The sequence below is a fragment of the Streptomyces sp. NPDC127084 genome (assembly GCF_042724175.1).
Lineage (GTDB): Bacteria > Actinomycetota > Actinomycetes > Streptomycetales > Streptomycetaceae > Streptomyces.
Map to the genome: position 1 here is coordinate 19980 of NZ_JBHXFA010000019.1, position 11929 is coordinate 31908.

Here is an 11929-nt window from a genome sequence, read left to right on the forward strand (position 1 = left end):
AGATCCCGCCGCCGGCCGGCGCGCCGCGCGCGGCCCGCTGGAACGCCGTCTAGACCCTCGCCCCCCCCCCCCCCGGGGCCCCGGAGAACCGCATGGCTGCGGTGTCACCGGTGCGCGTCCGGTAGCCACGAGGGGCGACCGACCGCCGAACGTCGGCAGTTCCGCGAGGAGTCACACGGCGAGCGCGACCTCCCGAAGGTGACGGTGCCCCCGCTCGGCCCCGAAACCGTGAGAAGGAGTGGCGATCGGGCGGCGAGACGGCTGGTTGAGCCGACGGTGTCGGACCCGGCCCCTACGCTCGGGGGCATGACGATTCAGCGCATGGACAACGTCGGCATCGTCGTCGACGACCTCGACGCCGCCGTCGCCTTCTTCACCGAGCTCGGCATGGAGCTGGAAGGCAGGATGCCGATCGAGGGAAGCTGGGCCGGAAAGGTCGTCGGGCTCGACGACATGCGATGCGAGATCGCGATGATGCGGGTTCCGGACGCCCCGGGCCGGCTCGAACTGGCGAAGTACCACACCCCGAAGGCGATCACCCCCGAGCCGGAGACCACCCCGGCGAACACGCTGGGCCTGCACCGCGTCATGTTCGCCGTCGATGACATCGAAGACACCCTCGCCCGCCTCCGGCCGCACGGCGCCGAACTCGTCGGCGAGGTGACGCGCTACGAGGACAGCTACCTGCTCTGCTACCTCCGCGGCCCGAGCGGAATCATCCTCGCGCTGGCCGAGCAGCTGACCTGAGCGAGGGCAGTCCGCTCACTGAGGTGCCGGCACGGTGGCCGCGGCCAGGAACTCGACTGTTCCTCGGCTGTCCAGGCCACCGCCGTCGGAATACCTCGTCTCCCGGCATAGCGCGAACCACGACAGCCGCCACGGCCCGACGTGACCCGCACCATTCATCCGGCGGTCCTCACTCGGTTCGGCGTGCGCTCTCCCCTTGTAGGCGCTGCTTCAGCATGTCCGCCATCAGATCCGTCTCGGACTGCTGCGCGTCGAGCATCTTCTGGGCGAGGGCCTTCTCCTGCGGCACGGTACACAGGTCCGCGCAGCCCCGTGCCATCGCGATACCGCCCTTGTGGTGGTCGGTCATCATTCGCAGGAAGAGCACTTCGGCCTGCTTGCCGCTCGCCGATGCCAGTTGCTCCAGCTCCGCCCGGGTCGCCATGCCGGGCATCAGCGAGCCCTCACGGCCTCGGTGACCACCGCGCTCGTCGTGCTCCTCGTGACCACCGCCGCCGCCACTGCTGCCGAGAGACGCCATCCAGGCCATCGGTGCCGTTCCGGGCGCGACCTTCGGCAGCCCCCACAGGTCCAGCCAGCCCAGCAGCATGCCCCGCTGATTGGCCTGGGTGTTGGCGATGTCGTACGCGAGTCTGCGCACGTCCTCGTCCTCGGTGCGGTCGCGGACGACGAAGGACATCTCCACCGCCTGCTGGTGATGGACTGCCATGTCACGGGCGAATCCGGCCTCCGCCGAGTCCGGCGCGGGGACGGTCAACGTACCCCCGCGTCCGGCCTGGTGAGCGGCGTCGCCGCCCGCCGGCACGACAGTCGCCGCGCCTGCGGACGCGGACAGCAGCAACGGCAGGACGGCCGTGACGACGAGCCCACGCGTCCTCGTCCAGGTCCGGTTCACGCGGTCAGTCCCCCCGCGCATGTAGCACCGGGCTCGGGCGTCTGCGGACCCTGCACGTACTTGGTGAGGAACTGGTCCACCCGCGGGTCGTCCGCGCTGCCGACCGTCAGCTGCCTGCCCCAGGCGCTCAACATGACGGGCCCGGCCTGGTCCTTGACCGGGCTCATCATCGCGTACGGGATCCTGCGTACCTTGTCCTCGAGCTTGTGCACGTCGGCCGCCGGGGCTCTGTCGTTGTACGTCACCCACACCGCGCCGTGTTCCAGGGAGTGCACGGCGTTCTCCTCGCGGATCGGCCTGTCGTAGACGATCCCATCGCAGTTCATCCACACCGGGTGGTGGTCGCCGCCGACCGGCGGCTTCATCGGATAGGTCACCGCCGTGGTGACGTGCCTGCGCCCGAGCTTCCCGGCGTCCCAGACCTTCTCACCCCTGATCGGCTCACCGACCATGACGGCAGCGTCCTCCGTGCGCTTCGGCGCCTGCGGGGCGGCCTGCGCGCTCATCGCGGACTCGCGGGTCGGCGCGTGGGGGCCAGAACTGCCGAGTGCGTGAGGGCTGCTGACCGAGGCGACTCGGACTGCCGTCGCGGTCTCCGTGGGAGCGCCACCCGAGGGGAGGGCGAGTGCCGCTGCGAGTCCTGCCACGGCGGCACCGGCGACCAGGGGGCTGATGGCGAAGCGCATGCCCATCTCCATGTCCTTCTCGGTTGAGGGGCCCGGCGAACGCGAGCCGCCTCCCGACGCTAGCGGTCTCCGGCCGAGGTTCCCGGCAACGCTCCCCCGCCCTCACCCGAAGGAGCGCCCGCGTGCTCGGATTACACGACGATGTCCTGGGCCGGGTCCGCCGCCTCGTCAGCGAAGGCCAGGATTCCGTGTACGGAGCGCAGGTTGCCGGTACCGGCCTCGCGCTTTCCCAAGCTGTCGAGCATTCCGTAGCCCACGCACAACGCGGCCTCATGCCCCCCGTAGGACTCCAGGTTGAGCACAGCGGCCTCCAGCGAGCCGAGCTCGCTCACGAGCAGGGGGATGCGGTCGCTTTGCCTTCCGGCGGCGAATCCGGCTCGCGCGTACAGGGCCGGTATCAGAAGGGAACCGCTGGCCTTGGCGATCGTCTCGTCGTCGGCGTCGCTCCGCACGGCGATCTGCGCATGGGCGTACTCGAACGTCTCGACAAGCGCCACCATTTCCCGAATGGTGATCGCGATCGCGTTCAAGGCATGTGGCGGTGCCGCTGGTTCTGCGGGTTGGTCACGGCGTCTTCGCATGGCGTGACGGTAGAGCTCGGACGAAGTCGCAGGCAAGGCCGATTCCACGGCGGGACTTCGGTGTTGGTCCAGGTCAGGCGACCGCGGCCGGGGGCAAGAGCTCAGGGGGTGGTGGTCGAGACGACGTAGACCCTCGGCGATGACGGATCGGTCAGATTGACGGTGATGTCCTGGGTGGGTCGGGGGTCCGCCTGCGAGTGGGTGGTGCCCGACCAGTAGGACTCGGGGCCGAACGTCCAGCCCGCGGTGGACGCGTCGCGCTCGCTGACGCTGACCTCGCCGGTCGTCAGCTCCGAGCGGGTGGTGCCGATCCGGTTGAGGAAGCGGTCGAGCCCCGCCGCGGTGGTCCGGAAGGTGACGAAGAGCCTGCTGGACTTCCAGTTGGAGGTCTCGTAGTAGGCGACCTCGGTGGACTTCGCGGGGATGGGCACCTCGAAGACCCGGCGCTTCATCTTGGACGGCCAGCTCTCCCGCAGACCGGTCGCCGACGACTCGCGCTCCTTGTCCCGGCCGCTGTCCCGGCTCTGTTCGGCGGAGATCACCAGATATCCGGCCGGGACGCCGATGAGGAGCACGATGACCAGCAGCGTCAGACAGCGGCGCAGAATCATGTGCCGCCGGTCCTCCGGGGGGCGCACGGCGTTTCCGGCGTCGTCCGGGTGTGCGCTCTCCGGCTGCTGTGCGGGCTGTCGGTTCATGAGGAGGGTTCCTGAGGGGTGGTGCGAGGGGTGGTGCGGGGGGTGCTGCCGCCGGCGCCCCTGCCCGTGCGGCCCTCTTCGCCGCTCGCGCTCCCGTTGCCGGCGCTGCCGCTGTTCGGGCCGGGGTTGCGCAGCGCCTGGGCGTAGCGCTCGTACCGCTCATGGCGCTCGACTCGGCGACGGTTGGCGCGCCGGAAGCGGCGGGCGACGAGCCGGGCGAGGTCGGCGGCGCCGACCATACCGGCTTCCGGGCCGAGCTGGGCCTTGGCGATCCGGGCTTCGGGCCGGTAGCCGCGCCCGGTGAGATGGCGCCGGAACGCGTCCCGCGCGGGGCCGATCAGCAGATCGTCGGCCGCGCTGACACCGCCGCCGATGACGAAGCAGGAGGGGTCGAGCGCCGCCGCGAGATTGGCGATACCGACGCCGAGCCACTGACCGATGTCCTGGAAGAGCTCGACGCACATGGCGTCGCCCTCCCGGGCCAGCTCGGTGATCAGCGGTCCGGTGATGTCGGGGACGCTGCCCTTGACCCGGTCGATGATGTTGTACGCGACCGGTGAGTCGGCGGCGGCCAGTTCGCGGGCCTCGCGCACCAGCGCGTTGCCGGAGCTGTACTGCTCCCAGCAACCGCGGTTGCCGCAGGGGCAGCGGTGCCCGCCGGGTACGACCTGCATATGGCCGAACTCACCGGCGACCCCGTACTTGCCCCGCTTGACCTGCCCGCCCTCCAGGATCGCCCCGCCGATACCGGTGCCGAGCGTGATCATGACCAGGTGGTCCTCGCCCCGGCCGGCACCGAAGCGCCACTCCGCCCAGGCCGCGGTGTTGGCGTCGTTGTCCACCATGACGGGGACGGCGAGGCGCTTCTCCAGCGAGTCGCGCAGGGGTTCGTTGCGCCAGGCGAGATGAGGCGCGAAGAGCACCGTGGAGCGGTCGGCGTCCACCCAGCCGGCCGCCCCGATGCCGACTGCGTGCACATCGTGGCGGTCGGAGAGGTCGAGTACGAGCTCGACGATGACGTCCTCGACCACCTTGGGGCTCTTGGACTTGTCTGGGGTCTCGGTGCGGACCTTCTCCAGGATGACGCCGTCGGCATCGACGACACCGGCCATCACCTTCGTGCCACCGATGTCGATCCCCACGGTGGGAACGCGCGGCGCGGTGAGGTGTGAGCGCCGCTCCCGTGTGCCGGCGGTCCGCAGGGCGGTGGCCCGGGCGGCGCCCCTGTGGGCGAAGTCACGGTACGTGCTCACGGCTTCCCTGTGAGTGGTCGTTAAGGTCCGGTCGGCGGAGGCGGACGGCGCCCGCCCTGCCCGATTGTGCCATCCGCGGCCTCACCGGACCCGGCGCGCCCGTCGGTTCCGGGCGCATCGGAGCCGGCCCCTCCCGTTCCCCCACCGATGCCCTGGCGGTCGGGGGTGAGCGCCATGGCCTGCCGCACCGGGTCGGGGAAGGCCTGCCGTACGGCGCTGTCGAGGAGCCCCAGCTCTGTGCGAATCGTCACGGCGCGGTCCTCGGGCAGCACGGCGAGCAGACCGTGCAGTACGGCCCGGAGCCGTCGGCAGACCTGGATGGAGGAGGAGCCGTATTCGCGGATCTCGGTCACCGCCAGCTCGAAGAAGTCCTCCCAGGACCGCCCGGGCACCACGAGTCTGGGCAGCCCCCGGCTGTCATGGGCGACGTGGTCGGGGGCCAGCTCCATCCTTCCCACGGTGTGCAGGAAGGCCTCGATGTGGTTCAGCACCTGGACGGCGGTCGTGGGGTCGTTGACGGCAGGTGACAGTGCCCTGATGGCGATGTCCACCAGGATGCGCAGGGCGAAGGCGGGATCCTGCTCGATCGTCCGTTCGACACCCAGGGCGATATATCCGCTCAGGGCTCGGGGGTCCGGCCGCGTCTCCCCGTGGATCTCGATCAGGGTGGCACCCGGTGGCACGAAGTCACCGATCCGCATCGGCAGCACGAGCACGCAGTCGTACCGCTCGGCCGCGGCCCTCAGCCGGGCCACCTGGAGGCCCTGGACGGTGCCGCCCCGCTCGGTGACGACCGGGGTCACCGATCCGGCCGCCGGGCGCGCGGGGAGCGGCTCGCCGCCCGGTGCGGCGGGCCGCAGCGTCCCGCTCCGCGCCGGCGCGGTCCCCCGGTCGAGCACCCGCTGCCCGGACCGCACCACCAGGGAGGCGATGGCGACCGGTCTGAGGTTGTGGGTGAAGCGGTTGAGGTAGACCAGCAGCAGTACCAGGCTCACGGCCACGGCGGCGCCCGCCAGTGTCACCCCGATGTCGGGCACGAAGTCGGCTTCGACGTTGCGCAGCAGGGAGAAGGAGAAGGCGAACGTCCCGGTGAAGGTGGCGAGCACGGCCTTCTGCAGGCGGTCGCGGTACCACAGGCGCATATAGCGGGGGGACAGGGTGCCCGTGGCCTGCTGGACCACGAGGACACCGATGGTGACGACGAATCCGAGCAGGGCGACCATCGCTCCGACGATGGAGCTGAGCACACTGCTCGCGGTGGTCGCGGAGTACTCCCAGCCGGGCGGCGCGTCGACGTTGGTGTCGAGCCATACCGCGGCGTCGGCGAGCAGGGCACCGAACACGAACCCGAGCAGCGGCACGATCCACAGACTCGCCTTGGAGTACTGCCTCAGCTGGAAGACCGTGGCCCAGGACATCATGGGCGTCGCACCCCCGGGATCACCTGATGCGGCTGCTCAGCGCGCTCTTCATGCCCTTCGTGCCGTCCCTGTGCAAGCTTCACTTCGCGCTCCTCCACGGTAGTGGCGTGCACCGGGAAGCACTACTCGCCCCGAAAAGCCCCAAATGATCCGATTGTCTAAGCTGATGGGGTGGTGAGGGGCGGCGTCCGCCTCCCGCCCGGGGCGAAAGGGGCTCAAGGATGGGCGACTACCCCCTGATCGAGGACCACGGTCTGATCGGTGACCTCCAGACGGCAGCGCTGGTCACCACCAACGGAACCATCGACTGGTACTGCACTCCGCGGTTCGATTCGCCCAGCATCTTCGGGGCACTGCTGGACAGCGAGAAGGGCGGGCACTTCAAGGTCACCCCGACCGACACCACGTACTCCACCAAGCAGCTGTACCTGCCGGACACCGCCATCCTCGTCACCCGTTTCATGACCGAGGGCGGCGCGGGCGAGGTCATCGACTTCATGCCGGTGACCGGGACATCGGCCACCGACCGGCACCGCCTCGTACGTCTGCTGCGCTGCGTGCGCGGGAGCCTCACCTTCGACGTGGACATCGCCCCCCGCTTCGACTACGGCCGCAAGCCGCACAAACTGCACTTCACCGAGAAGGGCGCTGTGTTCGCGGCCGAGGGGATGGAGCTGACGGTCCACGCGGTGCGTGAACCCGAGGACGTACGGCTGGTGCCCGTCTTCTACGGTGACGACCAGGATCTGCACTTCAAACTCACCCTCCAGGCAGGGCAGGAGCGGGGCGTGGTCATCGAGACCTTCGCCGACGGGCCGCCACGGCACATCACCCACAGCGAGTTCGTGGACCTCTTCGAGGAGACCGTCCAGTTCTGGCGCTCCTGGCTCCACCAGTCCCGCTACTCCGGCCGCTGGCGGGAGGCGGTGGAACGCTCGGCCGTGACGCTGAAGCTGATGACCTACGCCCCGAGCGGCGCCCTGGTGGCGGCCCCCACCGCCGGACTGCCCGAGCAGTTGGGCGGCGAGCGGAACTGGGACTACCGGTTCACCTGGATCCGCGACGCCTCGTTCTCCGTCTACGCCCTGCTGGGCCTGGGCTTCACCGAGGAGGCCGCGGCCTTCATCGGCTGGCTGCGCGACCGCGTGCACGAACAGGCTGAGCGGCCGGGCTCGTCGGGCCCGCTCAACATCATGTACCGGGTCGACGGATCCTCCGATCTGGTCGAGGAGACGCTCGACCACTGGGAGGGCTACGCGGGATCCAATCCGGTGCGCATCGGCAACGGGGCAGCCGCCCAGCTCCAGTTGGACATCTACGGCGAGGCACTGGACAGCATCTTCTTCGCCCATGAGCGAGGCATCCAGCTCGACCACCGCGGCTGGACCTCCCTGCGCACACTCGTCGACTGGCTCAGCGACAACTGGGACCAACCCGAGGAGGGACTGTGGGAGACCCGGGGCGGACGCCAGGACTTCACCTACGGGCGGGTGATGTCCTGGGTCGCCTTCGACCGGGCACTGCGACTGGCCGTGGCGAGCGGCCGTCCGGCCTCGCTGGCGCGCTGGAGCACGGAGCGCGACAAGCTCTACGAGCAGGTCATGACCCGTGGCTGGGACCCCGAGCGCAGGGCGTTCGTACAGCACTACGGAAGCGACGTACTCGACTCGTCGCTGCTGCGGATGTCCACGGTCGGGTTCATCACCCCGGATGACCCGATGTGGACCTCCACGCTCGACGCCATGGACCGCGAGCTCGTCAACGACAGCCTGGTCTACCGCTACAACCCCGAGGCGTCACCTGACGGGCTGCGCGGCTCCGAAGGCACCTTCTCGCTCTGCACGTTCACCTATGTGGACGCGCTGGCACGGGCGGGCCGGCTGAACCAGTCCAGGCTCGTGCTGGAGAAGATGCTGACGTACGCGAACCATCTGGGCCTGTACTCCGAGGAGATCGACCTGACCGGTCGGCAACTCGGCAACTTCCCACAGGCTTTCACCCATCTGGCGTTCATCGACACGGCACTGACCCTGGACAGGGAGCTGAACCGCAGGGAGGCGGACGGCGCACCGGTCTCGGGCGAAGGCACCGGTTCGTTCCTCTAGGCCGCCCCGTCACACCGCCCCGTCAGAACGCTCGCCACCCGAAGCCGCTTCCGGTTCGGCGTAGAGGATCTCGCGAGCCTGCTCCGCCGCGCGTGTGATGCTCTCGGTGACGAAGTCCAGGAAGCGGGCGATGTTCTCCAGGCGGACGGCGGCGGGGGTGTCGCGGCCCAGTACGCCGACGCCCTGACGCGCGGTTTCCACGAGTCGCGCGTTGGCGCGGGCACTGGCCAGCATCGACTGGTACCAGACGTCGTCGTCCACGATGTAGCGCTCGCGGCGGCGTTCGTCGCGTTCGCGGCGGACCAGGCTCTGGCTTTCGAGGAACGCGATGGCCTTGGAGATCGACGCCGGGCTGACCTGGAGGCGCTGGACGAGCTCGGACGCGGTGAGACTGCCCGCGTCGGTGGTGTAGAGGCAGACCAGCACTCTGGCCATCATCCTGTTGGACAGACCGTTGGCCATGAGGACGGTGGTGAACGCCTCCTCGTACTCGCGCACCGCCTCGGGGTCGCGTCCGTGCGCCTGCGGGGCCGCTGTCGACACCCGGGGTGGGGCTTGCCCGCGGCGCTGGGCGCGGCGCTCGGTGGCGCGGTGGGCGAGGTCGGCGCGGTAGGCGGCGGGGCCGCCGTTGCGCATGACCTCGCGCGTGACGGTCGAGGTCGGGCGGTCGAGGCGTCGGGCGATCTCCGCGTAGGCAAGACCGTCGGCCAGTCCCAGCGCGATCTGCTGGCGTTCCTGCTGGGTGAGCCGGCCTCCCGGCATGGCGCCCTCCTTCGTGTCCATGGTCGTGACATCTCCGCCACCATAGCGTTCACCTTCAATTCATTGCAATGAAGCCCAGAGGGGTCATTGCATTAGCTCCAGATCCATTGCAATGATCTTGAGGCTCTGACCTGCATAACTAGCAACTCAACGCAACGAGCATGTTGCCGGATACTCGAACGCAACGTAGCGTTTCTCATGTCGGAAACAACGAACCGAAGAAACCGAAGGAACACGTCATGCAGAAGTTCGACACCCCCGCCCCGATCTCCGCCCTCCTCGACATCCCCGCCGGCCGCATCCGGTTCATCGCCGCCGACCGGCCTGACACCACGGTCGAGGTCCTGCCCGCAGACGCCGCCAAGAGCCGCGATGTGAAGGCGGCGGAGCAGGTCGAGGTCGCATACGGCGACGGTGTCCTGCGGATCGAGGCCCCGGCCGCGAGGAACCGGATCCTCGGCCACCCCGGATCCCTTGAGGTGACGGTCCAACTGCCCGCCGGTTCCCGGGTCGAGGCGAAGGCGGCCAGCGCCGAACTCCGCGGCGTGGGACGGCTCGGCGACGTCGTCTTCGAGGGCGCGCTGGCCGCGGTCAAGCTGGACGAGGCCGCGAGCACCCGCCTCAGCCTCCAGGCCGGCGACATCTCGGTCGGCCGCCTCGGCGGCCCCGCGGAGATCAGCACCCAGAAGGGCGACATCCACATCACCGAGGCCATGGGCGGCACGGTCACGCTGCGCACCGAGTACGGACTGATCAACGTCGGCGCCGCCCGCGGCGTCTCCGCCTCCCTGGACGCCGGCACCGGCTACGGCCGGATCCACAACGCGCTGAAGAACACGGACGGCGGCGACGCGACCGGCCTGGACATCCACGCGACCACCTCCTACGGCGACATCACCGCCCGCAGCCTCTGAACCCGATTCCCGCAACCCGCGACCCCGCAACCGACAAGGAGCACTCCTCAATGACCTACCTGGCCATCGCGGCGAACGGGCTGCGTAAGTCCTACGGCGACAAGACCGTCCTCGACGGAGTCGACCTGGCCGTCCCGGAAGGAACGATCTTCTCCCTGCTCGGCCCCAACGGGGCCGGCAAGACCACCGCCGTCAAGGTCCTGTCCACCCTGATATCCCCCGGCTCCACCAGTGGCCCGATCACCGTCGGAGGCCACGACCTCGCCACCGACCCTCAGTCCGTGCGCGCCGCGATCGGCGTCACCGGGCAGTTCTCCGCCGTGGACGGACTGATCACCGGTGAGGAGAACATGCTCCTGATGGCGGACCTGCACCACTTCTCCAGGCGCGAAGGACGGCGGGTCGCCGCCGAACTGCTGGAGCGCTTCGACCTCACCGAGGCCGCGAGGAAACCCGCCTCCACCTACTCAGGCGGTATGAAGCGCCGGCTCGACATCGCCATGACGCTGGTCGGCGGCCCGCGCATCATCTTCCTCGACGAGCCGACCACCGGCCTCGACCCGCGCTCCCGGCACAACATGTGGCAGATCATCCGCGAGCTCGTCACAGGCGGCGTCACGGTCTTCCTCACCACCCAGTATCTGGAGGAGGCAGACGAACTCGCCGACCGCATCGCCGTACTCAACGACGGCAGGATCGCCGCGGAGGGAACCGCCGATGAACTGAAGCGGCTCGTCCACGGCGGCCACGTCCGGCTCCGCTTCACCGACCCGGTCACGTACCAGAGCGCCGTCTCCGCCCTGGGCGAGGCCTCCCGGGACGACGAGTCCCTCGCGTTGCACCTCCCCAGCGGCGGCAGCCAGCGCGAGTTGCGCGCCATCCTCGACCGGCTGGACTCGACCGGTGTCGAGGCCGACGAGCTGACCGTGCACACCCCCGACCTCGATGACGTCTTCTTCGCGCTCACCAGCGGCGCCGGCGTCCCCGACCAGACCAAGGAGAGCGTCCGTTGAGTACCACCCTGGCTCCCGCCCGCCCGACCCCGTCCCGGGTCTCCCACGCCGTACGCGACTCCGCCACGATGCTGCGCCGCAACCTCCTGCACGCCCGGCGCTATCCGTCCCTCACGCTGAACCTGCTGCTCACCCCGATCATGCTGCTGCTGCTCTTCGTCTACATCTTCGGCGACACCATGAGCGCGGGCATCGGCGGCGGGAGCCCGGACCGCTCCAGATACATCGCCTACATCGTCCCGGGCCTGCTGCTGATGACCATCGGCAGCACGGTGGTCGGCACCGCGGTCTCCGTTTCCAACGACATGACCGAGGGCATCATCGCCCGCTTCCGCACCATGGCGATCCACCGCGGCTCGGTGCTCATCGGGCATGTCATCGGCAGCGTGCTCCAGTCGATCGCCAGCGTGATCCTCGTCGGCGCCGTCGCGGTGGCCATCGGCTTCCGCTCCACCGACGCCACCGTCCTGGAGTGGCTCGCCGCGTTCGGACTGCTTGTGCTCTTCGCCCTGGCGTTCACCTGGATCGCCGTCGGCATGGGCCTGGTCAGCCCGAACGCCGAGGCCGCCAGCAACAACGCACTGCCCATGATCCTGCTGCCGCTCCTCTCCAGCGCTTTCGTCCCGATCGACTCGATGCCGGGCTGGTTCCGGCCGATCGCCGAGTACCAGCCCTTCACCCCCGCCATCGAGACCCTGCGCGGACTGCTGCTCGGCACCGAGATCGGGAACAACGGCTGGCTCGCGGTCGTCTGGTGCCTGGGACTGGCCGTACTCGGCTACCGCTGGTCGACCTCGAAGTTCAACCACGATCCGAAGTAGGCACCGTGGCAGCGCGGGACACCTCCCGCGGCG

12 protein-coding genes are annotated in these 11929 nt (G+C 69.5%); 5 read left to right on the forward strand and 7 right to left on the reverse strand.

Going from position 1 to position 11929, the window contains the following annotated elements; translation table 11 throughout:
- Nucleotides 1-306 precede the first annotated feature (306 nt).
- A complete protein-coding gene (locus tag ACFWI9_RS07205) occupies nucleotides 307-747 on the forward strand; it encodes a VOC family protein (RefSeq protein WP_387159529.1) in 441 nt (146 codons plus the stop codon).
- Nucleotides 748-916: 169 nt separating this feature from the next.
- Here ACFWI9_RS07205 and ACFWI9_RS07210 read toward each other — a convergent pair whose 3' ends face one another.
- From ACFWI9_RS07210 to ACFWI9_RS07235, 6 genes are all read right to left on the reverse strand, one after another.
- The gene (locus ACFWI9_RS07210; RefSeq protein ID WP_387159530.1) at nucleotides 917-1642 is read right to left on the reverse strand and encodes a DUF305 domain-containing protein; all 726 of its coding nucleotides are present in this window, start codon (nucleotides 1640-1642) and stop codon (nucleotides 917-919) included.
- Entirely contained in the window at nucleotides 1639-2328 is a 690-nt protein-coding gene (locus tag ACFWI9_RS07215) for a DUF3105 domain-containing protein (protein WP_387159531.1), read from the reverse strand. The genes ACFWI9_RS07210 and ACFWI9_RS07215 overlap by 4 nt, the downstream gene beginning before the upstream one ends.
- A 131-nt stretch (nucleotides 2329-2459) precedes the next feature.
- Nucleotides 2460-2828: a hypothetical protein gene (locus tag ACFWI9_RS07220; protein WP_387159532.1), complete on the reverse strand. Its 369-nt coding sequence runs from the start codon at nucleotides 2826-2828 to the stop codon at nucleotides 2460-2462.
- A gap of 182 nt (nucleotides 2829-3010) precedes the next feature.
- Entirely contained in the window at nucleotides 3011-3607 is a 597-nt protein-coding gene (locus ACFWI9_RS07225; RefSeq protein ID WP_387159533.1) for a hypothetical protein, read from the reverse strand.
- Nucleotides 3604-4860, reverse strand: a complete 1257-nt coding sequence (locus tag ACFWI9_RS07230) for an ROK family glucokinase (protein WP_387159534.1) — start codon at nucleotides 4858-4860, stop codon at nucleotides 3604-3606. Before ACFWI9_RS07230 ends, ACFWI9_RS07225 begins: the two co-directional genes overlap by 4 nt.
- 20 nt (nucleotides 4861-4880) lie before the next feature.
- A complete protein-coding gene (locus ACFWI9_RS07235; protein ID WP_387159535.1) occupies nucleotides 4881-6281 on the reverse strand; it encodes a DUF2254 domain-containing protein in 1401 nt (466 codons plus the stop codon).
- Between the two features lie 221 nt (nucleotides 6282-6502).
- Between ACFWI9_RS07235 and ACFWI9_RS07240 the strand changes: the two genes are divergently transcribed.
- Nucleotides 6503-8386: a glycoside hydrolase family 15 protein gene (locus ACFWI9_RS07240; RefSeq protein WP_387159536.1), complete on the forward strand. Its 1884-nt coding sequence runs from the start codon at nucleotides 6503-6505 to the stop codon at nucleotides 8384-8386.
- Between the two features lie 9 nt (nucleotides 8387-8395).
- On the opposite strand, the gene ACFWI9_RS07245 is transcribed toward ACFWI9_RS07240, so the two are convergent.
- The gene (locus ACFWI9_RS07245; RefSeq protein ID WP_387159563.1) at nucleotides 8396-9148 is read right to left on the reverse strand and encodes a helix-turn-helix domain-containing protein; all 753 of its coding nucleotides are present in this window, start codon (nucleotides 9146-9148) and stop codon (nucleotides 8396-8398) included.
- 239 nt (nucleotides 9149-9387) lie between these two features.
- On the opposite strand from ACFWI9_RS07245, the gene ACFWI9_RS07250 reads away from it, so the two are divergent.
- The 3 genes from ACFWI9_RS07250 to ACFWI9_RS07260 all read left to right on the forward strand — a co-directional run bounded on the left by ACFWI9_RS07250 (nucleotide 9388) and on the right by ACFWI9_RS07260 (nucleotide 11896).
- A complete protein-coding gene (locus tag ACFWI9_RS07250) occupies nucleotides 9388-10062 on the forward strand; it encodes a hypothetical protein (RefSeq protein WP_387159537.1) in 675 nt (224 codons plus the stop codon).
- Between the two features lie 50 nt (nucleotides 10063-10112).
- Nucleotides 10113-11075: an ATP-binding cassette domain-containing protein gene (locus ACFWI9_RS07255; protein ID WP_387159538.1), complete on the forward strand. Its 963-nt coding sequence runs from the start codon at nucleotides 10113-10115 to the stop codon at nucleotides 11073-11075.
- A 68-nt stretch (nucleotides 11076-11143) separates the two neighbouring features.
- Entirely contained in the window at nucleotides 11144-11896 is a 753-nt protein-coding gene (locus ACFWI9_RS07260; protein WP_387159564.1) for an ABC transporter permease, read from the forward strand.
- The last annotated feature ends 33 nt before the right edge of the window (nucleotides 11897-11929 follow it).

Bases quoted from the DNA above. Each gene is read 5' to 3' on its own strand.
- ACFWI9_RS07205 (WP_387159529.1), top strand. From the start codon at position 307: ATGACGATTCAGCGCATGGACAACGTCGGCATCGTCGTCGACGACCTC.
- ACFWI9_RS07215 (WP_387159531.1), bottom strand. From the start codon at position 2,328: ATGCGCTTCGCCATCAGCCCCCTGGTCGCCGGTGCCGCCGTGGCAGGA.
- ACFWI9_RS07220 (WP_387159532.1), bottom strand. From the start codon at position 2,828: ATGGTGGCGCTTGTCGAGACGTTCGAGTACGCCCATGCGCAGATCGCC.
- ACFWI9_RS07225 (WP_387159533.1), bottom strand. From the start codon at position 3,607: ATGAACCGACAGCCCGCACAGCAGCCGGAGAGCGCACACCCGGACGAC.
- ACFWI9_RS07235 (WP_387159535.1), bottom strand. From the start codon at position 6,281: ATGATGTCCTGGGCCACGGTCTTCCAGCTGAGGCAGTACTCCAAGGCG.
- ACFWI9_RS07240 (WP_387159536.1), top strand. From the start codon at position 6,503: ATGGGCGACTACCCCCTGATCGAGGACCACGGTCTGATCGGTGACCTC.
- ACFWI9_RS07245 (WP_387159563.1), bottom strand. From the start codon at position 9,148: ATGCCGGGAGGCCGGCTCACCCAGCAGGAACGCCAGCAGATCGCGCTG.
- ACFWI9_RS07250 (WP_387159537.1), top strand. From the start codon at position 9,388: ATGCAGAAGTTCGACACCCCCGCCCCGATCTCCGCCCTCCTCGACATC.
- ACFWI9_RS07255 (WP_387159538.1), top strand. From the start codon at position 10,113: ATGACCTACCTGGCCATCGCGGCGAACGGGCTGCGTAAGTCCTACGGC.
- ACFWI9_RS07260 (WP_387159564.1), top strand. From the start codon at position 11,144: ATGCTGCGCCGCAACCTCCTGCACGCCCGGCGCTATCCGTCCCTCACG.